Here is a 22,053-nt window from a genome sequence, read left to right on the forward strand (position 1 = left end):
CACGTCCCACCGTCAATAAGGATATGAGTATGGCTACCCAAACGATGATGCAAAAACTTAACGCGCAGATGAACCTTGAGTTCTATGCCTCCAACCTGCACCTGCACTTAAGTGCGTGGTGCGCTGAGAACAGTCTCACGGGGTCTGCCACCTTCTTTCGCTCTCAGGCGCAAAGTAACGTCACCCATATGATGCGTGTCTTTAACTTCCTGAAGGCCTCAGGGGCAAATCCTGTCGTTAAAGCCCTTGATGGGATCAACGAGAGCTATTCTTGCCTGGAAGAACTGTTTCAGAAGACGCTTGAAGAGTATGAACAACGCTGCAGCACCCTCAACAAACTGGCTGATGAAGCCAAAGCGCAGCAGGATATTACGACGCTCAGATTCTTACGCGATATGGACAAAGAGCAGCAGCAGGATGGCCTGCTGCTGAAGACGCTGGCGGATGAGATCCATAATGCACAGCAGGCAGGTTTATGTCCTGAGCAGACCGACCGTCACCTGCTCGACATTGTAGCGGTGCAGCACCACTGAGTTTTTGGCCTGCTTCCGTCCCGGGGAGCAGGTCCCCTTCCCCTCTCCAACCTTCTGCTTTTGCTGAAATTTAACAAATCAGATCTGGCTCCCAATGATTAACCACACAACGTGTGATGATTTATTTAATTACATAATCATTGACGAGGGAGCATCATGATCACCATTGAGTTTGTTGTCATTCTCCTCTGCCTGCTGACGGGTACGCGTTTCGGCGGGATGGGGCTTGGGTTAATCAGCGGTATTGGTCTTTTTATTTTATGTTTCGTCTTTGGTCTGCAGCCGGGTAAACCCCCGGTTGACGTCATGCTGACCATACTCGCGGTGATTGGTTGTGCCGCTACCCTGCAAACGGCGGGGGGCCTCAACGTCATGATGCAGTTTGCGGAACGCCTGCTGCGCAAACACCCGCAGCACATCACCCTGCTCGCTCCGTTTACCACCTGGATGCTGACCTTTCTGTGCGGCACCGGCCATGTGGTCTACACCATGTTCCCCATCATTGCGGATATCGCGTTGAAAAAAGGGATCCGCCCGGAGCGCCCCATGGCCGTGGCATCGGTGGCGTCGCAGATGGCGATTACGGCCTCCCCCGTTTCGGTTGCCGTCGTGTCGCTGGTCTCCATCCTGGCGGCCCAGCATGGGATCGGTCACGGGTGGGGGATCCTGGAAATACTTGCCGTGTCGGTTCCCGCGTCACTTTTCGGGGTGGCCATTGCGGCCCTGTGGAGTTTACGCCGTGGGAAAGATTTGGCCGACGACACGGAGTTCCAGGAAAAGCTGAACGATCCTAAACAACGTGAATTTATCTATGGCGGAACGGAGACGTTAATGAATCAGCGTTTCCCAAAACAGGCCTACTGGTCCACGTGGATTTTCTTTGCCGGTATTGCCGTGGTCGTTCTGCTGGGGGCCTTCCCTGAGCTGCGCCCTGCCTTTGAACTGAAAGGCAAAATGACGGCCCTGTCGATGAACCTTGTCATCCAGATGATGATGTTAATTGCGGGTGCCGTGATGCTGATGGTCTGTAAGGTCAATGCCTCCGCGATTTCTAACGGCGCGGTCTTCAAGGCCGGTATGGTCGCGATCTTCTCGGTCTTTGGCGTGGCGTGGATGAGCGATACTTTTTTCCAGGCGCATCTCGACGAGTTAAAGCTGGCGCTGGAGGGCGTGGTGAAAAGCCACCCGTGGACATATGCGATTGTGCTGTTTCTGGTGTCAAAACTGGTGAACAGCCAGGCGGCGGCGCTGACGGCGGTTGCACCGATGGGGCTGATGCTGGGCATCGATCCGAAAATGCTGATCGCCTTTTTCCCGGCGTCATACGGTTATTTTGTCCTGCCGACCTATCCCAGCGATTTGGCCTGCATCGGCTTTGACCGGTCAGGCACGACCCGCATCGGGAAATTTATCATCAACCACAGCTTCATTTTGCCAGGGCTGATTGGGGTGAGCTGCGCCTGTGCGGCGAGCTACCTGCTGGTTCAGACGTTCTTCTGACAACATCAAAGGGCGACACATACCGTCGCCCATTTCCCTGCTTTAGTGAGATTCACCCTGCGGCGTGAATCGCAGCTCGATCAGCGCGATGGCTTTCTGGATCGCACGCAGCGTTACCGGGTCAGCGGCAGCAGGATGGCTGGCGAAGTCGATGTTTTTCAGCTGCGTAGACATCTTCTCGCGCACTTCAACCGGCGCAATCACGTCCAGAACATCAAGGATTTGTTTGATAACCAGCTGGCAGGCGACAACGTCAGAGACCAGTTCCTGATCGGCGCTCAGGTTTTGTGACATGGGGGCTTTCTCCTTATTTAAAGGCCGCCATAGTACCAAAACACGCCCCCTGACATCTTCCCTTCATCGCCTGCAGGTACAAAAAAACCCGCCGAAGCAGGTTTTTTTATCAGAACATGGCGCCCGGCGGCACGTCTTTGAAGGTGCGGCAGTAATTGGCCCACATACTTTTCAGGATTTTGCGCAGTTTCACGATGATGCTCCATTAACTTGTTATACAACTTTATCGTCAACCTGCTTATAATATGACCGCCATCACAAAAATCAATACTTTTGTGACAAACATCACAATTTAATCAGCCAGTGGCCTGATGGCGTTCACCTCTGACCCGTTGCGAAGAGTGAGGGCAGATTGTCCGGCTATTCCAGCCATTGCGGCGGGCATCTGCGGGTACGATAACGTATTTCCATCCACTCAGAGCGAACCATGAAAAGAGTCATTGTAGCCGGCACACTCCTGCTGCTCGCGGGGTGCAGTATTAACCGCCAGGCTGAAGTCAGCAGCCTCGACGCGCCGAACGGCATCGTCCGCCTCGATTACGGCCAGGCAGCGCTGCAAAATGCGTATTCCGATGAGTATGTGAACAACGGCACGGCGGTAAAAGCCTGTCAAAATATGGGGTATGCCACTGCCTCGGCCTATGGTCAGCCCATCAAAACCTGCACCCTCATTAGCGGTTCGTTGTGTCTGAACGAGAGCGTGACTATCCAGTATAAATGCCTGGGTTACGCCGTTAACCCTAAGTCAAATAATCCGTGGTATTAATCCAGACTGCCAGCCTGTGCTGGCAGTTTATTTCATTACGAACAAAAACAATTCTCATTAATAAATAATAAATCGCCAATGCGTTTTATTCCCATTCGTATTTTTAATAAATAAAATAAAGATTTTACGTTTTGCAAATAATTAAATAACAAATTATAGTGTCGCTCATTGTGAACCAGAAATAATAACCCGGAGCGTCACCATGCTGAAAACTGAAATGATCGACAAGCTCAACGCACAAATGAACCTTGAGCTGTTTTCGTCCCTGCTCTACCAGCAGATGAGCGCCTGGTGCAGCTACCACAGTTTCGAAGGCGCGGCCGCGTTTCTGCGTCGTCACGCGCAGGAAGAGATGACCCATATGCAGCGTCTGTTTGATTATCTGACGGATACCGGCAGCCTGCCGCGCATTGAAACCGTGGCTTCCCCTTTTGCTGAATATAATTCTCTTGATGAACTGTTCCGCGCCACCTACGAGCACGAGCAGCTGATCACGCAGAAAATTAACGAACTGGTTCATGCTGCGATGACCAGCCAGGATTATCCAACCTTTAATTTCCTGCAGTGGTATGTAGCCGAACAGCATGAAGAAGAGAAGCTGTTTAAATCCGTGCTGGATAAATTATCGCTGGTGGGTAAATCCGGTGAAGGTCTTTACTTTATTGATAAAGAACTTTCCACGCTTGATACGCAGAATTAATTTCAGCGCGGTGCCGGTTTCCGGTACCGCGTTAATTTACATACACCCGGCACAGCTGGTGCAGCGCCAGTCGTGGGGATTCACGGCCTGGTAAAAATAGCGGTAGCTGCACGTCTCCAGCGGAATCCCCTTCTCGTAGAACAAATCCGTCAACCAGTCGACATTCTCGATAATCCACTCATCTTCCTGTAAGCCTTGTGCAAAGGTCTCATCTTCAGGATCAATAACCGAATAGATCCCCCAGGTGCCCATATCCTTTTCGCGACGGGACTCGGGAAGATTCAGGGGCTGGTTCTGCCAGCTGATTATCCAGTGGCCATGGCACAACAGGTTGCCTCCCCGGCTCCATGCCGCGGTAAAAGGATTCTCCCCCGCCATAACACCCTCACTTTATTTGATAATTTATATTTATTGTTTACGTTACGCCGGAATGTCGTGCAGCAGTATCGCCCTTATGAGGTAGGCATAGGCCTAAAAAGGATTGGAGGGTCATTAATTCGTAAACAATTTTTTACACCTCTTGTAACGGTGATTTGACGAGTTACGGCTTTTCCCTTACTCTGCGCCGCAGATTTTGTCGCGGTTAAGAAGCGTTGTAGAGGAAAGCGTGAAAAACAGAACTCTGGGAAGTATTTTTATCGTCGCTGGAACGACAATTGGCGCAGGAATGCTGGCAATGCCTCTGGCAGCCGCGGGCGTGGGATTTGGCATGACCCTGCTGCTGCTGGGCATGCTCTGGGCGCTGATGTGTTACACCGCCCTGCTGCTGCTTGAGGTTTACCAGCACGTACCCGCCGATACCGGTCTGGGTTCGCTTGCGGCGCGCTATCTGGGACGCTATGGCCAATGGATAACCGGCTTTAGCATGATGTTCCTGATGTACGCCCTGACCGCCGCCTATATCAGCGGCGCCGGGGAATTGATCGCCTCCAGCGTCAACGACTGGTTTGGCTCTGACATTACCCCTGCGACGGGCGCCATCTTCTTTGCGCTCATCGGCGGCGGCGTGGTCTGCGTCGGGACGTCGCTGGTCGATCTGTTTAACCGTTTTCTGTTCAGCGCCAAAATTCTTTTCCTGATTGTCATGCTGGTCCTGCTGGCGCCGCACGTGCATAAGGTCAACCTGCTGACGTTGCCGCTGGAAAAAGGTCTGGCGCTTTCCGCGATCCCAGTCATTTTTACCTCGTTTGGCTTCCACGGCAGCGTGCCGAGTATCGTCAGCTATATGAACGGCAATATTCGCAAGCTGCGCCGCGTCTTTGTGATTGGCAGCGCGATCCCGCTGATCGCCTATATTTTCTGGCAGCTGGTGACCCTGGGCAGCATCGACTCTTCAACCTTTATTGGGCTGATGGCGCAACACGCTGGACTGAACGGTTTTCTGCTGGCACTGCGCGAGGTTGTCACCTCGCCGCACGTGGAGCTGGCGGTACACCTGTTTGCCGACCTGGCGCTGGCAACCTCGTTCCTGGGCGTGGCGCTTGGCCTGTTTGATTATCTGGCCGACCTGTTCCAGCGTCGCAATACTGCCGCAGGACGGGTACAGACGGGGGCGATCACCTTCCTGCCGCCGCTGGCGTTCGCGCTGTTTTATCCACGCGGGTTTGTGATGGCGCTGGGCTACGCGGGAGTGGCGCTCTCGATCCTTGCTCTGCTCCTCCCCTCCCTGCTGGCCTGGAAGAGCCGCCAGCAGCATCCGCAGCAGGGTTACCGCGTGGCGGGGGGAAAACCGCTGCTGTGCGTTGTGTTTGGCTGCGGGGTAGTGATTATTCTGGTGCAGGTGTTGATTGCAGCCGGGATACTGCCGGAAGTGGGTTAAATAAAAAAGGGACTGTCATCAGCCCCTTGAGATTGATGACAAACCCCATCATTTATATTGATACCGTCTTTCTTGCCGGGTGGCGCTGCGCTTACCCGGCCTACCTGCTGAATGGAGGTGAACGAAACAAATCCACCTAAGTTAATATAAAATTGATCAGTGCAAACAGCAGCTCTTAAACTTCTTCCCGCTGCCACAAGGACACGGATCGTTACGCCCGACCTTCGTGCCGTTCACAATCGGCTTCTTCGCTTCCGGCTGCTGCGGGTTGTTCGCCCAGTAGTTATACAGGCGCAGTGCCGCAGGCTGGATGCTCTCGATGCTGGCGATGTACTCCTCTTCGGACAGTTCATCCAGCTTGTCGCTGTTCTCTTCTGTACCGTGCAGTGCAATCGTATTAAGATCGGCCTTCAGGGCTTCCGGCAAAGCTGACCAGTCCGTCAGCGCCACGCCGCGCATATAGCCGTAGCACCACTCTTCCACCACGGTATAACTCTCTCCGTCCACGTCGTTATAGCCAAACATCGGTTCGAACTGATCCGGGTATTCGCTCAGGCGCTCGGCAATATCGTTCATGTGCTTAAAGCAGAGATCGATAAAACGGTTCATCTCACGATCGTTTTTCCAGCGCGGGATATATTTCTCGCCGCCCCACACCGCCACCAGCCAGGCATCTGGCTCAACGACAACAGGGCCGGAAAGCACTGCGGTAAGCATGCCGTCCAGTTCGGACACGTCAATCACGGACGCGTCATCATGACCGTAAGACATTAACGTCTCTTCAAGCCACGCCATCTCGCTTTCATTCAATGGGCCTTCAGTCATCGCTGACACTCCTGCAAAAAGGAAAAGATCCTAACACATATCTCACGCCTCTCCGGGCTGAAGTTTAGGTCTTTATTGCTGCAAAAACGTGCAAACCGTGACCTTTGCACAACTTATGGGCTTTATTGTTAACGATATGTGATCTCCGCTGTAATTTCTTCTCCTCCCGCAAGGCGGCATAACGCGGCGCTCTATACTCAAACATGTCACAAGCCCGTCAAGGGGTTAACCATTCTGGCAACGTTTTTGCTTAATGTTCTTCGCGCGACGCTGCGCAGGGATACCTCGCCGTATATGCAGGATGCCGTCTGTATCTTGTTCGTTTAGTGCATTTTGTTCTTGTTCGTGTTTCGGATTGGCTGCGCCGTCGGGCGTTCGGGTTTACGCCGTGGTGCAAAAACCTCTTTGCTAAGGAACATAATAATGTCGCTGAAATTTATCAGAACTCCTCTTTCTCTTGTGCTGGCCGGTTGTCTGGTGACGGCGTTTTCCGCCCGGGCAGATATTGTGATTGGCGTGGCCGGGCCGTTTACGGGTCCCAATGCGACCTATGGTGATCAATACTGGCACGGCGCAACGCAGGCTGCTGAAGACATTAATGCCGCCGGCGGCATTAATGGTGAGAAGATCAAACTGGTTCAGGGAGATGATGCCTGCGAGCCGAAGCAGGCCGTCGCCGTTGCCAACCGTTTAGTTGACCAGGATAAAGTCAACGCCGTGGTCGGCCATTTCTGCTCCTCTTCCACCATGCCCGCCTCCGAGGTGTATAGCGATGCGGGGATCATCGCCATTACCCCCGGTTCAACCAACCCGCTGATTACCGAACGCGGCATGAGCGATATGTTCCGCATGTGCGGCCGTGACGACCAGCAGGGTCAGGTTGCCAGCGACTTCATCATCGACAAACTGAAAGCCAAACGCGTGGTGATCATTCACGACAAAGACACCTATGGTCAGGGTCTGGCTGACGCCACCAAAGCGGCGCTGGCGAAACGCGGGGTTCAGGATGTGATGTACGAGGGGTTATCCCGCGGTGAAAAAGACTTTAACGCGCTGGTCACCAAAATCGGCGCGCAAAAACCGGACGTCGTGTTCTTCGGTGGCTGTCACCCGGAAGCCGGTCCGCTGGTTCGCCAGATGCGTGAACAGGGCGTACAGGCAAAATTCTTCTCCGGGGACTGCATCGTCAACGAGGAGATGGTGACCGCCGCGGGCGGCCCGCAATATACCAACGGCATTTACATGACCTTCGGTAAAGACCCGCGCCTGATCCCGGACGGCAAAGCGGTTATCGAGAAATTCCGCGCCGGTAAATTCGAGCCGGAAGGTTACACGCTTTACTCCTATGCCTCCGTACAGGCGATTGCCGCGGCCTTCAAGGCCACCGGCGGCAAGGATTCTGCCAAAGCCAGCGAGTGGCTGAAGGCCAATTCCGTCGACACGGTGATGGGCAAAAAAGCCTGGGACAGCAAAGGCGATCTGAAGGTCTCTGACTACGTGGTTTACCAGTGGGACGACAAAGGAAAGTATAAGGAAGTGCAGTAACGGGACGGAGTCACGCTCAACGCCGACGGGCTCTCCCGTCGGCGCGTAATAAACATCAGGCTGCGCGGCTCGCGCAGCCTATAAAACGAGCGCGCTAAGATGAGTACATTCTTCCTGCAACAGTTAATCAATGGTTTAACGCTGGGTTCCGTCTACGGCCTGATCGCCATCGGTTACACCATGGTGTACGGCATTATCGGCATGATTAATTTCGCCCACGGCGAAGTGTATATGATTTCCGCCTATCTCTGCGCTATTGGCCTGGCGCTGCTCTCGTTCTTCGGCCTGCAGTCGTTCCCGCTGCTGATCCTCGGCACGCTGGTGTTCACCATTGTGGTTACCGGGGTGTACGGCTGGACTATCGAGCGTATCGCCTACAAGCCGCTACGCAACTCCACGCGCCTGGCACCGCTGATCTCCGCCATCGGGATGTCGCTTATCCTGCAAAACTACGCGCAGCTGAGCCAGGGCCCGCGCCAGCAAGGGGTACCGACCATGCTGGACGGCGTCATTCGCCTGCATCTGGGCGAAGGGTTCGTGCAGATAACCTACACCAAAGTGTTTATCCTGGTTGCCTCGTTTGCCGGCATGCTGGTGCTCACCTGGATAATCAACCGTACCCGGCTGGGACGGATGTGCCGCGCGGTCCAGCAGGATCGCAAAATGGCCTCCATTCTGGGCATTAACACCGACCGAATTATTTCGCTGGTCTTTGTCATCGGCGCGGCGATGGCGGGCCTGGCGGGGGTGCTGATCACCATGAACTACGGCACCTTTGATTTCTACGTAGGGTTTGTGATCGGTATTAAAGCCTTCACGGCGGCGGTACTTGGCGGCATCGGCTCCCTTCCCGGCGCCATGCTCGGTGGCCTTATCCTGGGCGTGGCGGAAGCGCAGTTCTCGGGCATGGTGAACTCGGACTATAAAGACGTCTTCTCGTTCGGCCTGCTGGTCATGATCCTTATTTTCCGTCCCCAGGGACTGCTCGGGCGCCCAATAGTGGCCAAAGTGTGAGGGAGAGAATGATGACATCACACGGTTTCTCACTTAAACGCGGCATTCTGGACGCGATTTTTTCCGGGCTGATTGCGCTGATTATCTTCGGCCCCATCGCGGGCGTGGTGCTGGACGGGTATAGCTTTACCTTCGCCGGGCAGCGCCTGGCCTGGATGGTGGGCATCGTCATGTTCGGGCGTTTTCTGTTGAGCGCTTTTTTAGGTACCGCTGCCGGGGCCCGTTTCCAGGCGCGCTTCGAGGCCGACAGCGCGGGCGTTTATGTCCGACCTCCGGATTACAAAAGCCGCATGCGCTGGATCATTCCCCTGGTGATTGCTCTTGCGGTTTGCTTCCCGTTTGTCGCCACAAAGTATGTGCTAACCGTCGCCATCCTCGGGCTGATCTACGTGCTTCTTGGCCTGGGACTGAACATCGTCGTGGGCCTGGCCGGTCTGCTGGATCTGGGGTATGTCGCGTTCTATGCGATTGGTGCGTACGGTCTGGCGCTGGGATACCAGTATCTCGGTTTAGGGTTCTGGAGCATGCTGCCGCTCGCGGCAATCATGGCTGCCGCCGCAGGCGCCCTGCTCGGCTTCCCGGTGCTGCGCATGCACGGTGACTATCTGGCCATCGTCACCCTCGGATTCGGGGAGATCATTCGCCTGATACTGAACAACTGGCTGACCTTCACCGGCGGACCCAACGGCGTGTCTGCCCCTCCCCCGACCTTTTTCGGTCTGGAATTTGGACGACGCGCGAAAGAAGGCGGCGTGCCCTTCCACGAGTTTTTCCACCTGACCTACAACCCGAACATGAAGTTTATCTTTATCTACGCGGTGCTCTTTCTGGTGGTGATGCTGGTGCTCTACATCAAGCACCGCCTGACGCGCATGCCGATTGGCCGGGCATGGGAAGCCCTGCGTGAAGACGAAATTGCCTGCCGCTCAATGGGGTTGAACCATGTTCTGGTGAAGCTTTCCGCCTTTACGCTGGGTGCGTCGACCGCGGGCATTGCCGGGGTGTTCTTCGCCACCTATCAGGGGTTCGTGAATCCAACCTCCTTTACCTTCTTTGAATCGGCACTGATCCTCGCCATTGTGGTGCTGGGCGGTATGGGCTCGACGCTGGGCGTGGTGCTGGCCGCCTTCGTGCTCACGGTCACGCCGGAACTGCTGCGCAGTTTTGCCGAGTACCGCGTCCTGCTGTTTGGCATGCTGATGGTGGTCATGATGATCTGGCGTCCACGCGGTTTGATCCGCATTAACCGCAGCGGATTTGCCGTGCGTAAGGGCGTCGCGCCATGAACGAAACAATATTACGCGTTGAGCATCTGATGATGCATTTTGGCGGGATTAAGGCCCTGAATGACGTCAACCTGGACGTGCAGCGCGGCTCCATTACCGCCCTGATTGGGCCAAACGGGGCGGGAAAAACCACCGTCTTTAACTGCCTGACGGGCTTCTACAGAGCCTCTGGCGGCAACATTTTATTTAATACCCGCCATAAAACGACCAACGTCATTCAGGTACTCGGGCAAAAATTCCAGCCCGGCGACTGGATTAACCCCGCGCAGCTCGGGCAGCGTCTTTTCTACAAAATGTTAGGCGGAACCCATCTGGTCAACCGAGCCGGGCTGGCGCGCACGTTTCAAAATATCCGTCTTTTTCGCGAGATGTCGGTCGTGGAAAATCTGCTGGTGGCGCAGCATATGCGGGTGAACCGCAATCTGCTCGCCGGGATCCTGAATACGCCGTCCTACCGGCGGGCGGAAAGCGACGCCCTGGACAGAGCCTTTTACTGGCTTGAAGTGGTGGATCTGGTGGAGTGCGCCAATCGCCTGGCGGGAGAAATGTCCTACGGCCAGCAGCGGCGTCTGGAAATCGCCCGGGCAATGTGTACCGGGCCGGAAATGATCTGTCTGGATGAACCCGCCGCGGGGCTGAACCCGGTTGAAACGCACAAGCTGAGCGGGATTATTCGCTTTCTGCGAGATCATCATGACATCACGGTATTGCTGATTGAGCATGATATGGGGATGGTGATGGAAATTTCGGACGAAATTATCGTGCTCGACCACGGCGATGTGATTGCCAGGGGGAAACCCGAGCAGATCCAGCATGATGAAAAGGTCATTGCCGCCTACCTGGGCACGGATGAAAGCGAGGTCTCCCTATGAGCGAACCGCTGCTGGCTTTTCGCGAAGTGGATGTGTTTTACGGCGTCATTCAGGCGCTGAAGCAGGTCTCTCTTGAGGTGAATAAGGGGGAAACCGTGGCGCTGATTGGCGCAAACGGCGCGGGTAAATCGACATTGCTGATGTCCATCTTTGGTCAACCCCGTATCCGCAGCGGGCAGATCATGTTCTGTGGTGAAGACATCAGCCATCAATCCACCCACTACGTCGCGTCCGGCGGCATTGCGCAGGCACCGGAAGGCAGACGAATCTTTCCGGATATGACCGTTGAAGAGAATCTGCTGATGGGGACCATTCCCATCGGCAATCAGTTTGCAGCTGAAGATATGCAAACCATGTTTGACCTTTTCCCTCGCCTTAAAGAGCGCCGTAAACAGCGCGCGATGACCATGTCCGGCGGGGAGCAGCAAATGCTGGCGATTGCCAGGGCGCTGATGAGCCGTCCGAAGCTGCTGCTGCTGGATGAGCCCAGCCTGGGCTTAGCCCCGATTGTGGTGAAGCAGATCTTCCAGACGCTGCGAGAGCTGGCCCGCAGCGGTATGACCATTTTTCTGGTGGAGCAGAATGCGCACCATGCGTTGAAGCTGTCTGACCGGGGGTATGTGATGGTGAACGGACAGATCCGGCTGAGCGGCAGCGGTGAGGAATTGCTGGGGAATCAGGAGGTGAGGAAGGCGTATTTGGGCGGGGTGTAACTACACAATGTTCATGCACCAACAAACCACATATAGTCCGAGGCTACCCTTTCGTGATATCCCAATAATGCTTCCCTTGAAAAGGGATAAAATAATTTACTCGTGTAAATCCTTTTTATATGCAATAAGCGTCCTTATGCGATAAAGTAATAAAGTGATATCTTCACATTCTCACACAGTAAAACTATTAGCTAACAGGTAATTACATGAAGAAATTTATTAAATGGATTTTCTATATCTTTATTGCTTTGATGGTTCTGGGATACATCGTCGGTAAAGACGACAAATCGCAAGCAGGCGCGACTTCGTCTTCTGCATCCGTTACGGATACGCAGAAGTCAGTACCGCAAAAAGAAGTGTATACGACCTCCGCGAAAGAGCTTTTTAAAGCTTATGAAGAGAATGAAGTCGCAACCGATGAAAACATGAAGGGTAAGCTCATCGCAGTCAAGGGTGTTGTACAGTCCATTGATAAAGATTTTACAGACTCCATTATCATCGGCTTACAAACAGACAACCAGTTCATGCCTGCACGAATGGAGATGGAAAACTCAGAAAAGTCCACCGCCGTAGCATTGAAAAAAGGTCAGCAGGTCACTGTGATTTGTAAAAAAATGATCCGAGTAATGGGTGCACCAGCTGGACGAGATTGTTTATTTGCAAAATAACGAATCGGGAGGGTTGCCCTCCCATTCCATTCTCCCGCTCATGATGTCTTCAACATCATAATCCTAATCGATTCCAGATATGCCTACATAAACCCCATCACCCCACGCACCAGTTGAGTTGCATTATCGGGGCAAGAAATCCATATGAAGACGTAAATATGTAGCCGGCCAGGATACTATTGAATAGCTTGAATGACGGAAGAGTGAAATTCAGAAAATAAAAAACCACCTTTCGGTGGTTTATACGACACTGCTTATTGCTTTGATTATTCTTTGTTTCCCATGGTAGCCGGAGTGGGACTTGAACCCACACAGCGCGAACGCCGAGGGATTTTAAATCCCTTGTGTCTACCGATTCCACCATCCGGCCAGGGAAGAAAGTGGAGGCGCGTTCCGGAGTCGAACCGGACTAGACGGATTTGCAATCCGCTACATAACCGCTTTGCTAACGCGCCGTAAAACTTTTCAAACTGACACCCGCTGTTGCGCATGTCTTTAATCTGGAGCGGGAAACGAGACTCGAACTCGCGACCCCGACCTTGGCAAGGTCGTGCTCTACCAACTGAGCTATTCCCGCATGTCATCAAGTAAACGTCTAACCACTTGATTTCACTATCGTCCGGCTTGCTGTGCCGCCGTTCGATGCGTTGCATTCTACTGATATGACGTTATGAGTCAACGTTATTTTTTGCATCCCCGGATCGTTTGCTGAAAATTACGGCGAAACGATCACTGATCAAGCAAATCCCCGCGCGCAGCGTTCAAATATTGCAGCATTGACCACAGCGTCAGGACTGCCGCCACCCACAGGAGGGCAATCCCCGCCCACTCAACCCAGGCGTTCGGACGCCAGAGCATCCAAACCAGCGCCGCCATCTGCGCCGTCGTTTTCACTTTTCCAATCCAGGAGACCGCCACGCTGCTGCGTTTCCCCAGTTCCGCCATCCACTCGCGCAGCGCAGAGATAATAATCTCACGGCCGATCATGGTTGCCGCAGGCAGCGTCACCCACCAGGTATGATAGTGCTCAGCCACCAGCACCATCGCAATCGCGACCATCACCTTATCCGCCACCGGATCGAGGAAGGCGCCGAAACGGGTGCTTTGATTCCAGCGGCGCGCAAGGTAGCCATCAAACCAGTCTGTTACCGCTGCGATAAGGAAGATCAATGCGCAGGCAAAGGGTGCCCAGACAACCGGCAGGTAAAACGCCAGCACAAAGAACGGGATGAGTACGACACGAAAAAGAGTGAGCAACGTAGGGATGTTATATTGCATAGTGACGGTAACTATTTGTTGTCAGTAAAATTTAGCTCTATGTTGCTACAGAGCCCTCAATGTTTCAACGAGTAGTAGATCTTTTCTGCCAGCCCTTGCGAAATACCCGGCACTTTTGCAATTTCCTCCATGCTGGCGTTGAGTAATCCTTGCAATCCGCCCATATACTTCAGCAGCATCTGGCGACGTTTTGGCCCCACGCCTTCGATCGTCTCGAGTGAGCTGGTGTTTTTCACCTTCGCCCGTTTTTTGCGGTGACCGCTGATGGCGTGATCGTGCGATTCATCGCGAATATGCTGAATGACGTGCAGCGCCGGAGAGTCCGGCGGCAGGCTGAAGCCCTCACCTTCCGGCTCGAAGAACAGTGTCTCCAGACCGGCCTTACGATCGGCCCCTTTTGCGACGCCCAGCAGCAGCGGATGGTTTTTATCCCAGCTGACATCAAGCGATTCAAATACCGCTTTCGCCTGGCCGAGTTGCCCTTTCCCGCCGTCAATCAGGATCACATCCGGGATCTTGCTCTCTTCTATGGCTTTACCATAGCGACGACGCAGCACCTGATTCATCGCCGCATAGTCATCGCCCGGCGTGATGCCGGTGATGTTATAGCGGCGATACTCGGCGCGCAGCGGGCCGTTAGCATCAAACACCACGCAGGACGCGACCGTCTGTTCCCCCATCGTATGACTGATGTCGAAACACTCCATCCGTTTCACTTCCGGAAGCTTCAGCAGCGCCGCCAGGGCCGTTAAACGCTGGTGCACCGTCGACTGCTGCGACAGCTTCGTGCTCAGCGCCGTTGCCGCGTTGGTCCGCGCCAGCTTCAGATAGCGCGCACGATCGCCGCGCGGTTTGGTTTGTACATTGACCCGGCGCCCCGCCAGTTCAGAGAGCGAATCGGCCAGCAGGGTTTTATCGTCAAGATTAAAATCGAGCAGGATCTCAGAAGGCAGCGTGCGCATCTGGCTCCCCTGCAGATAGAACTGGCCGACAAAGGTTTCCACCACTTCGCCCAGTTCGGTACCGCCAGGCACTTTCGGGAAATAGCTGCGGCTGCCAAGCACTTTGCCCTGGCGTATGAACAGCACATGCACGCAGGCCATCCCGGCGTCAAAGGCCACGCCGATCACGTCGAGATCGTCACCGGTATTCGAGACAAACTGTTTCTCCGTGACTCTGCGCACCGCCTGGATTTGATCGCGGATACGCGCGGCCTCTTCGAACTCGAGTGCGGCGCTGGCTTTTTCCATCCGCGCGATCAGTTGCGTTAACACCTGATCGTCTTTACCGGCCAGGAACAGGCGCACATACTCCACCTGCTGCGCATACTCTTCTTCACTCACCAGTCCAGCCACGCACGGCCCCAGGCAGCGTCCAATCTGGTACTGCAGGCACGGGCGCGAGCGGTTACGGTAAACGCTGTTTTCACACTGGCGGATCGGGAAGATTTTTTGCAGCAGCGCCAGCGTTTCACGCACGGCATAGCCGTTGGGGAACGGTCCGAAATATTCACCCTTCGCATGTTTTGCACCACGGTGCATGGCGAGGCGCGGATGGGTGTCGCCACTCAGAAAGATAAACGGATAGGATTTATCATCGCGCAACAGGACGTTATAGCGCGGCTGGTACAGCTTAATATAGTTGTGCTCAAGCAGCAGCGCTTCTGTCTCCGTGTGCGTGACGGTGACATCAATATTCTGGATGAGTGAGACCAGCGCTTCGGTCTTACGGGAGGCCAGGTTGCTGCGAAAATAGCTGGAAAGGCGTTTTTTAAGATCTTTTGCCTTCCCCACATAGATAACCGTACCGCCAGCGTCATACATGCGATAGACGCCAGGCTGGCTGGTTACGGTTTTCAGAAATGCTTTTGAATCGAACACATCACTCACTGACTTAACAACGTCTCCGCATTACACAAACCATGTCGGATGGCCAGATGCGTCAGTTCGACGTCACCATGAATGTTCAGTTTACTGAACATCCGATAACGATAGCTGTTTACCGTTTTCGGGCTGAGATTCAGTTGTTCCGAGATCTCATTCACCTTCTGACCTTTGGTGATCATCAGCATAATCTGCAATTCCCGCTCGGACAAACTGGCAAACGGTGATTCGGTTTTCTCGGGCTCAATCTGACTCAGCGCCATCTGCTGAGCAATGTCGGAAGCAATATAACGCTGTCCGGCAAACACGGAACGGATAGCATTGACGACTTCCTGCGGTGCAGCACCTTTACTCAGGTAACCCGCGGCCCCCGCCTGCATCACTTTCGCGGGCAGTGGATTTTCGGTATGCACGGTCAGCATGATGACTTTGGTGTCTACAAAGGTACGCGCGATTTTGCGTGTTGCCTCAAGACCACCGATACCGGGCATGTTCATATCCATCAGCACCACATCGGCGGAGTGAGTACGGCACCATTTTACCGCATCTTCACCACAGCATGCCTCACCGGCAACTTTAATACCTTTAATATCTTCAAGAATGCGTCGTATCCCTGCGCGCACCAGTTCGTGGTCATCAACAAGAAGGACGTTGATCAAAGGAAATGTCTCCAGAATAGGGATAACGCTACTGAGTGATAATTTGGTTTATATTAACGGTTTTCATGACAAGATTAAAACGTTAAAAAACCGGCTATTCGATTTTGCTCTCGTTTTTGGAAATTAGCCTGTACAGGCGGTGGAAAGAGAGCCCGTGTTTTTAGGGCTCTTGCGGCTTTTTTTAATCATCTGTATTCAAAAAGTTACAAAAAAACGTGCTGCCTTAACCTGCACAAAAACAGGGAACAACTTTTTGTAACAATAATTAACGGCAAGCGGACCCGACCTAAACAATTAATAGTCATTAACCTCGTTGAGTTTACCGGTACGTTCTGTTTACGCAATTAAACACCCGCGTAAAAGTACGAAAAACAACCGCTGCATTTTTTGCGTTAGCTTGTGGTATACTCCGCCGCCTTGACTTTCGTCGTCGCGCTCTAGCGCCGTTTAATAATGAGGAAAATAAATGAGCACACCTGAATTTGCCACTGCGGAGAATAACCAGGAACTGGCACAGGAAGTAAACTGCCTGAAGGCACTGCTGACGCTGATGCTGCAGGCGATGGGCCAGGCTGATGCCGGCCGTGTGATCATAAAAATGGAAAAACAAATCGCGGAGATGGAAGACCAGGCTGAATCAGCGGTATTTGCTAACACCGTTAAGCAAATCAAGCAAGCCTACCGCCAGTAACAAAAAACGGCTGGATGCAGTGCATTCAGCCGTTCGCTCGTCTGTCACGCAGAACGTTTTAGGGAGTCAGATCAGTCCCGTTGCCGCCGCGTAGCACGCGATCTGAGTCTTATTGGGCGCGTTAAATTTCTTCTGCATATTCTTCTGATGGAAGTTAACGGTATTCTCTGAGATCGAGAGAATGATCGCTATTTCCGCTGACGTCTTCCCTTCCGCAGTCCATTTCAGAATTTCACGCTCGCGCTTGCTGAATTTCATTTCGGGCGGCATGACCATCTCATGGTCAAAACGCATCAGGGAGGTTAAAGCCATTTGCACCAGCATTTGCAACCGCAGTTCTATTTCCTCATGGGCTAATGGCCCTTCCTGTACGCGACTACGAGAAACAGACAGGAAGCCGAGCGCATGATTCGGCAGCATCAGGCACTGCGTTATTCCGGCGCGTAAACCGTGGTCCTGGGCGCTATGCCATAATTCCTGCGCCTCAGCGAATAATGCGTCTGTCCAGGGGAGATGCCCCTGAATGAAATTCTCCGGTTTTAAAACCGGATCGATCGCGAAATAGTTCGCGGATTGATATTGCGCCATCCACAGCTTTGGATAAGTGGTATGCAGGGAGATCTTAGGGCGCGTAAATGGCACCGGATGGCGCACACAGAGCGCGTAATAATCGAATTCCAGCGCCTGAGTTTGTCGCTCCAGCTCCTGATATACCTCGGCGGCACAGGTCAATTCCTGAAACCGGAGGGAGCATTCCCGTCGCCAGGTGAAAAAGTCTAAATCCTTCATACTTACTAAATGAAGCCTCTGAACAGATAATCATTATTATGGTGAATATAAGCTAACACAGAAAACTTTTTTCTAACCACAAAATATCGGCAATAGCACAATTAACTTTACTATCGATAAGGTTTATCCGAGCCGGATGGAATAAAAAAACAGGGGACCTCGTGCAGAGGGAGAATAATTTGCTCCAGAGTAAATTTCTGGAGCAAATGCGTGCAAAAATGCTACTGCATAAGGAATTTTTCAAGGAATTGACGGGTTCGCGGCTGTTGAGGGTTAGCGAACAGGCTTTTCGCTGGCCCCTGCTCCACAATCCGCCCCTGATCCATGAAGATGGCTCTGTCAGCGACATCGCGCGCAAAGCTCATTTCATGGGTCACGATCACCATCGTACGTTTCTCCTGTGCCAGCTGGCGAATGGTGTTCAGCACCTCACCCACCAGTTCCGGATCGAGCGCAGAGGTCGGTTCATCAAACAGGATCACGTCAGGGCGCATCGCCAGCGCACGCGCTATCGCCACGCGCTGCTGTTGGCCGCCAGACAGGCGACGCGGATAGCTGGTCTCTTTTCCCGCCAGCCCAACTTTGGCGAGCAGTTCGCGAGCCCGCGCCGTCGCTTCCTCTTTGGGCTCACCTTTAACGATAACCGGCCCCTCAATGATGTTCTCCAGCACCGTACGATGTGGGAAAAGATTGAAGTTCTGGAAAACAAAGCCGACATGCTGGCGCAAGCGGCGAATCAACCCTTTCTGCTGGCTGATGGATTTCCCGGTATCAATCGTTATCTCCCCGACCCGGATGGTGCCGCCTTCCGGCTGTTCAAGCAGGTTAATGCTGCGCAGCAGCGTCGTCTTTCCCGAACCGCTCGGTCCGATAATCGCCACCACTTCGCCCTGCTCGACCTCCAGATCGATCCCGTGGAGCACCGTTTGACCGTGGAATTTTTTCACCAGGTTTTTGACGTCAATTGCACTCATTTTGGATCACGCTCCTGGCGGTTAAGCTGGTTTTCGAAATAGTTTTGCAGAGCAGAGAGCACTGTCGCCATCACCCAGTAAATCAGCGAGGCGGCCAGATACATGGTAAAGACCTCGAGCGTACGGGAGGTGATGAGCTGTGCCTGACGGAAAAGCTCCGGAACCTGAATCGTTGCCGCCAGGGAGGTATCTTTCACCAGGCTGATAAAGCTATTGCTGAGCGGCGGAAGCGCCACGCGCGCCGCCTGCGGCAGAATGGCGCGGCGCAGCGTCTGCCAGGGCGTCATCCCGATACTGGCCGCCGCTTCCCACTGCCCTTTGTCAATGGAGGAGATGGCCGCACGCAGGGTTTCGGAGGTGTACGCCGCGGTATTGAGCGACAGGCCAATCATCGCCGCCGGGATCGGATCCAGCTCGATACCAAACTGCGGTAAGCCGTAGTAAATCATAAAGAGCTGCGCAATAAGCGGCGTACCGCGAAACACGGAGATATAAAAGCGCGCCAGCCAGCGCACCGGCAGGATGGGCGACATGCGCATCAAGGCCAGCACAAAACCCAGAACCAGCCCAAAGAACATCCCGCCGATACTAAGCTGTAACGTAAATACCGCACCTTTCAGCAGATACGGCAGAGAATCAATAACCAGTTGAATACTTTCTTGCATTATTATTTTTCGACCTGATTTTTAGACATGAGGATGGTAGGCAAACAGCGCAGGCGCTCCGCCGGTATGGACAAATAAAATCGGCCCTTCATCCTTAAAGCGTTTTTGCGCAATGCCGTCGATCAGTCCGGCCATCGCTTTGCCGGTATAGACCGGATCGAGCAGTATGCCCTCGAGGCGCGCCAGCAGTTTCACCGCTTCCATTCCCTCTTCGTTCGGCGTGCCGTAACCCGGCGCAAAATAGTCATCCCAGAGCAGAATATCGGCCTTTGCCTTCAGCTCCAGCTGCTCTGCGACCGCCTGCTGTAACGTAACCACTTTTGGCTTCTGATCCACGACGCTGCGGGACACCGTCACGCCAATCAGTTCGACGTCCGGCAGCAGTTGCTCCAGCCCCACCGCCAGCCCGGCATGGGTGCCCGCACTGCCGGACGCGACCACCACGGAGGAGAGACTTACCGCGCCCTCGCACTGCTGCGCGATCTCCAGCGCGCTTTCCACATATCCCAGCGCGCCCAGCGCATTCGACCCGCCGACGGGGATAACGTAGGGGCGGAACCCCTGCGCTTCCAGACGCGTCGCCAGCTCATCGAGCTGGGCGGTCGGATCGGTCAGCGCGTCAACCATCTCAACCTGCACGTTAAACAGATCCAGCAGCAGGCGGTTACCGTTGGTGAGATAGTTTTCAGCCCGCGTGCCAATCGGGTTTTCCAGCAACGCCACGCAGTGGAGCCCAAGTTTCGCCGCTACGGCCGCCGTCTGGCGAACGTGGTTGGACTGGATGGCCCCGGCAGTAATGAGCGTATCCGCGCCTTCACGCAGGGCGTCCGCCGCCAGAAACTCCAGCTTGCGCAGCTTGTTGCCCCCCATCGCCATGGGCGTCACGTCATCACGCTTAATAAAAATATCGCGCCCTAAATAATCAGAAAATCGCGGCAGATACTCCAGCGGCGTCGGCGCGCCGATAAACTCCAGGCGAGGAAAGCGCGTTAAATTCTGTAGTGACATGGATGCTCCGGTAACTCTGACAAAATGTGATATTTTTCATTATGCACGCAGACGCGTAAGAAATAAAAAAGGCGCTTTTAAAAGCGCCTTTTTTTACGTCCGAAACTTATTTCGTGACGTCTGCCCCGAACCACTTCTCGGAAAGCGCTTTCAGGCTGCCGTCTTTTTGCATATCCGCAATCGCCGCATCAATCGCTTTCACCAGGTCTTCGTTACCTTTACGAACAGCCACACCGGATTCCTGACGAGAGAACGCATCACCCGCGACCGCCAGGGTGTTGTTGGTTTTCTTCACCAGATCCAGCGCCGCCAGGCGGTCAACCAGAATGGCGTCGATACGGCCCACGCGCAGATCCTGGTATTTCGTCGGGTCATCATCATAGGTACGGATATCTACGCCCTGCACGTTCTGGCGCAGCCACTCTTCGTAGTTGGTTCCCAGACCGACACCGACTTTCTTCCCTTTCAGGTCCGCGGCAGTTTTAATCCCACCTTCGTTGCCTTTCTTCACCAGCGCCTGAATACCGGATACGGTATACGGGGTGGAGAAGTCATACTTCTTCTTACGCTCGTCAGAAATGGTGACCTGGTTGATGACCACATCAATACGTTTCGAATCCAGCGACGCCAGCATACCGTCCCATTTGGTCGGTTTCAGGGACGCTTTCACGCCGAGGTGTTTCGCCAGCTCTTCAGCAAACTCCACTTCAAAACCGGTCAGCTTACCGTCATCGCCCTGGAAGCTGAACGGAGGATAGGTTCCTTCCAGCCCGACCAGCAGCGTACCGCGCTCTTTCACTTTATTCAGCAGGTTTTCTGCGGCGAACGTTTTCACGCTCATGCCTGCAACCAGCGCAACGGCCATAACACCCATCAGCGCCTGACGACCCAGAAGTGCAAATTTCATAAATACCCCGATATAGTGGAATTTTTACGTAGTGTAGAGAAATCGCCTGCAACGTCAAAGGCGACTGCGCTACATCTTATTCTTTTTTAATATATATCAGAAGTTGTTCCGGCGTGGGCTTTCTGCTTTATGGCACCCGGCATTTGTACCTTATATTGTGCATACTTGCGCAGCGCAATTCGGTAGTTGTTGGTGCTGGTCGCAGGCAGCCACGGCTCCAGGTTCTCGTCCAGATAACCGGTTTTCAGCAGATCGCGGGAAATGTTGTTCACGGTCAGATGTTGTCCGAGGCGACGCAGGCGAACCACATATTCGCGAACGGTGCCGTGGCTCATCTCCGTTTGTTCAAACAGGAATTGCTTGAAGCCGATAATGTCGAAGAAGTCGCTTTGCTCTTTGCAGTGGAGATCGCCACAGAAACGGCAAAGCGCCACCCACTCTTTTTGCTCTTCGAGCCATGCTGCTTCGTCCATCAACGTGTCGAGGCGCGAAATCGCGATCTTATTGACGATTTCGCCACGGCGAACCAGCGTGATACGATCGAGTAACTTGTTACAGTGGGCGCAATGCGTCTGGCTGTGTTTAAAGTCTTTCAGGTAGCGGCTTAAAGGCCGTCTTTTAGATTGCTGCACCGTCATGATAACTCCTGGTTGTCAATACGTTG

General features: G+C 53.7%; 25 protein-coding genes and 3 tRNA genes. 12 read left to right on the plus strand and 16 right to left on the minus strand.

Going from position 1 to position 22,053, the window contains the following annotated elements; all coding sequences use genetic code 11:
• Positions 1-29: 29 nt before the first annotated feature.
• Together LJA86_RS09875 and LJA86_RS09880 are read left to right on the plus strand one after the other, a co-directional pair.
• Positions 30-533, plus strand: a complete 504-nt coding sequence (locus LJA86_RS09875; protein WP_045908180.1) for a non-heme ferritin-like protein — start codon at positions 30-32, stop codon at positions 531-533.
• 156 nt (positions 534-689) lie between these two features.
• A complete protein-coding gene (locus LJA86_RS09880) occupies positions 690-2,033 on the plus strand; it encodes an anaerobic C4-dicarboxylate transporter (protein ID WP_069718974.1) in 1,344 nt (447 codons plus the stop codon).
• Between the two features lie 42 nt (positions 2,034-2,075).
• Here LJA86_RS09880 and LJA86_RS09885 read toward each other — a convergent pair whose 3' ends face one another.
• Together LJA86_RS09885 and azuC are read right to left on the minus strand one after the other, a co-directional pair.
• Positions 2,076-2,327, minus strand: coding sequence for a DUF2766 family protein (locus tag LJA86_RS09885; protein WP_008500405.1), 252 nt, complete (start codon positions 2,325-2,327; stop codon positions 2,076-2,078).
• 109 nt (positions 2,328-2,436) lie between these two features.
• On the minus strand, positions 2,437-2,520 hold the full coding sequence (gene azuC, locus LJA86_RS09890; protein ID WP_014884364.1) for a stress response protein AzuC: 84 nt from the start codon (positions 2,518-2,520) through the stop codon (positions 2,437-2,439).
• A gap of 234 nt (positions 2,521-2,754) precedes the next feature.
• On the opposite strand from azuC, the gene yecR reads away from it, so the two are divergent.
• A complete protein-coding gene (gene yecR, locus LJA86_RS09895) occupies positions 2,755-3,093 on the plus strand; it encodes a YecR family lipoprotein (protein WP_045908178.1) in 339 nt (112 codons plus the stop codon).
• 202 nt (positions 3,094-3,295) lie between these two features.
• The gene (ftnA, locus tag LJA86_RS09900) at positions 3,296-3,793 is read left to right on the plus strand and encodes a non-heme ferritin (protein ID WP_014884366.1); all 498 of its coding nucleotides are present in this window, start codon (positions 3,296-3,298) and stop codon (positions 3,791-3,793) included.
• 36 nt (positions 3,794-3,829) lie between these two features.
• Here the strand turns inward: ftnA and LJA86_RS09905 are convergent, their stop codons facing one another.
• Positions 3,830-4,171 carry a hypothetical protein gene (locus LJA86_RS09905; protein WP_048223763.1) on the minus strand — a complete coding sequence of 114 codons (342 nt, stop codon included), beginning with the start codon at positions 4,169-4,171 and terminating at the stop codon, positions 3,830-3,832.
• A gap of 229 nt (positions 4,172-4,400) precedes the next feature.
• Here LJA86_RS09905 and tyrP point away from each other — a divergent pair, with 229 nt between their 5' ends.
• Positions 4,401-5,612, plus strand: a complete 1,212-nt coding sequence (tyrP, locus tag LJA86_RS09910) for a tyrosine transporter TyrP (protein ID WP_229226080.1) — start codon at positions 4,401-4,403, stop codon at positions 5,610-5,612.
• A gap of 156 nt (positions 5,613-5,768) precedes the next feature.
• Here tyrP and LJA86_RS09915 read toward each other — a convergent pair whose 3' ends face one another.
• Positions 5,769-6,437: a YecA family protein gene (locus tag LJA86_RS09915; RefSeq protein ID WP_048223766.1), complete on the minus strand. Its 669-nt coding sequence runs from the start codon at positions 6,435-6,437 to the stop codon at positions 5,769-5,771.
• 423 nt (positions 6,438-6,860) lie between these two features.
• Here LJA86_RS09915 and LJA86_RS09920 point away from each other — a divergent pair, with 423 nt between their 5' ends.
• The 6 genes from LJA86_RS09920 to LJA86_RS09945 all read left to right on the plus strand — a co-directional run bounded on the left by LJA86_RS09920 (position 6,861) and on the right by LJA86_RS09945 (position 12,535).
• Complete coding sequence (locus tag LJA86_RS09920; RefSeq protein ID WP_023312277.1) at positions 6,861-7,982, plus strand: branched-chain amino acid ABC transporter substrate-binding protein; 1,122 nt, start codon at positions 6,861-6,863, stop codon at positions 7,980-7,982.
• A 99-nt stretch (positions 7,983-8,081) separates the two neighbouring features.
• Complete coding sequence (locus LJA86_RS09925) at positions 8,082-8,996, plus strand: ABC transporter permease subunit (RefSeq protein WP_032646250.1); 915 nt, start codon at positions 8,082-8,084, stop codon at positions 8,994-8,996.
• Positions 8,997-9,007: 11 nt separating this feature from the next.
• Positions 9,008-10,282: a high-affinity branched-chain amino acid ABC transporter permease LivM gene (gene livM, locus LJA86_RS09930; RefSeq protein ID WP_229226260.1), complete on the plus strand. Its 1,275-nt coding sequence runs from the start codon at positions 9,008-9,010 to the stop codon at positions 10,280-10,282.
• On the plus strand, positions 10,279-11,154 hold the full coding sequence (locus tag LJA86_RS09935) for an ATP-binding cassette domain-containing protein (RefSeq protein ID WP_229226081.1): 876 nt from the start codon (positions 10,279-10,281) through the stop codon (positions 11,152-11,154). Before livM ends, LJA86_RS09935 begins: the two co-directional genes overlap by 4 nt.
• On the plus strand, positions 11,151-11,867 hold the full coding sequence (locus LJA86_RS09940; RefSeq protein ID WP_229226082.1) for an ABC transporter ATP-binding protein: 717 nt from the start codon (positions 11,151-11,153) through the stop codon (positions 11,865-11,867). The genes LJA86_RS09935 and LJA86_RS09940 overlap by 4 nt, the downstream gene beginning before the upstream one ends.
• Before the next feature lie 206 nt (positions 11,868-12,073).
• Complete coding sequence (locus tag LJA86_RS09945) at positions 12,074-12,535, plus strand: OB-fold putative lipoprotein (protein WP_229226083.1); 462 nt, start codon at positions 12,074-12,076, stop codon at positions 12,533-12,535.
• Between the two features lie 283 nt (positions 12,536-12,818).
• On the opposite strand, the gene LJA86_RS09950 is transcribed toward LJA86_RS09945, so the two are convergent.
• From LJA86_RS09950 to uvrY, 6 genes are all read right to left on the minus strand, one after another.
• Positions 12,819-12,905, minus strand: a tRNA-Leu gene (locus LJA86_RS09950).
• An 11-nt stretch (positions 12,906-12,916) separates the two neighbouring features.
• Positions 12,917-12,990, minus strand: a tRNA-Cys gene (locus LJA86_RS09955).
• Positions 12,991-13,036: 46 nt separating this feature from the next.
• A tRNA-Gly gene (locus LJA86_RS09960) sits at positions 13,037-13,112 on the minus strand.
• Positions 13,113-13,264: 152 nt separating this feature from the next.
• Positions 13,265-13,813: a CDP-diacylglycerol--glycerol-3-phosphate 3-phosphatidyltransferase gene (gene pgsA / locus LJA86_RS09965; protein ID WP_048029399.1), complete on the minus strand. Its 549-nt coding sequence runs from the start codon at positions 13,811-13,813 to the stop codon at positions 13,265-13,267.
• Between the two features lie 56 nt (positions 13,814-13,869).
• Complete coding sequence (gene uvrC / locus LJA86_RS09970) at positions 13,870-15,702, minus strand: excinuclease ABC subunit UvrC (RefSeq protein WP_008500347.1); 1,833 nt, start codon at positions 15,700-15,702, stop codon at positions 13,870-13,872.
• Positions 15,699-16,355, minus strand: coding sequence for a UvrY/SirA/GacA family response regulator transcription factor (uvrY, locus tag LJA86_RS09975; protein ID WP_008500346.1), 657 nt, complete (start codon positions 16,353-16,355; stop codon positions 15,699-15,701). The genes uvrC and uvrY overlap by 4 nt, the downstream gene beginning before the upstream one ends.
• Positions 16,356-16,821: 466 nt before the next feature.
• Here uvrY and LJA86_RS09980 point away from each other — a divergent pair, with 466 nt between their 5' ends.
• Positions 16,822-17,046 carry a DUF2594 family protein gene (locus tag LJA86_RS09980; RefSeq protein WP_008500345.1) on the plus strand — a complete coding sequence of 75 codons (225 nt, stop codon included), beginning with the start codon at positions 16,822-16,824 and terminating at the stop codon, positions 17,044-17,046.
• Positions 17,047-17,112: 66 nt separating this feature from the next.
• On the opposite strand, the gene sdiA is transcribed toward LJA86_RS09980, so the two are convergent.
• From sdiA to fliZ, 6 genes are all read right to left on the minus strand, one after another.
• Positions 17,113-17,835 (minus strand): transcriptional regulator SdiA, encoded by a 723-nt coding sequence (gene sdiA / locus LJA86_RS09985; RefSeq protein WP_045908171.1) that lies wholly within the window; start codon positions 17,833-17,835, stop codon positions 17,113-17,115.
• Positions 17,836-18,056: 221 nt separating this feature from the next.
• Positions 18,057-18,809, minus strand: coding sequence for an L-cystine ABC transporter ATP-binding protein TcyN (gene tcyN / locus LJA86_RS09990; RefSeq protein WP_008500343.1), 753 nt, complete (start codon positions 18,807-18,809; stop codon positions 18,057-18,059).
• Positions 18,806-19,474 carry a cystine ABC transporter permease gene (gene tcyL, locus LJA86_RS09995; protein ID WP_014884380.1) on the minus strand — a complete coding sequence of 223 codons (669 nt, stop codon included), beginning with the start codon at positions 19,472-19,474 and terminating at the stop codon, positions 18,806-18,808. The genes tcyN and tcyL overlap by 4 nt, the downstream gene beginning before the upstream one ends.
• Before the next feature lie 21 nt (positions 19,475-19,495).
• Complete coding sequence (gene dcyD / locus LJA86_RS10000) at positions 19,496-20,482, minus strand: D-cysteine desulfhydrase (RefSeq protein ID WP_229226084.1); 987 nt, start codon at positions 20,480-20,482, stop codon at positions 19,496-19,498.
• 106 nt (positions 20,483-20,588) lie between these two features.
• Positions 20,589-21,389, minus strand: coding sequence for a cystine ABC transporter substrate-binding protein (gene tcyJ / locus LJA86_RS10005; RefSeq protein WP_045908169.1), 801 nt, complete (start codon positions 21,387-21,389; stop codon positions 20,589-20,591).
• Positions 21,390-21,475: 86 nt separating this feature from the next.
• Positions 21,476-22,027: a flagella biosynthesis regulatory protein FliZ gene (gene fliZ, locus LJA86_RS10010; RefSeq protein WP_008500339.1), complete on the minus strand. Its 552-nt coding sequence runs from the start codon at positions 22,025-22,027 to the stop codon at positions 21,476-21,478.
• Positions 22,028-22,053 lie beyond the last annotated feature (26 nt).

The sequence above is a fragment of the Enterobacter sp. TCD1-1 genome, from assembly GCF_020567405.1.
In the GTDB taxonomy this organism is placed as follows: domain Bacteria; phylum Pseudomonadota; class Gammaproteobacteria; order Enterobacterales; family Enterobacteriaceae; genus Enterobacter; species Enterobacter quasiroggenkampii.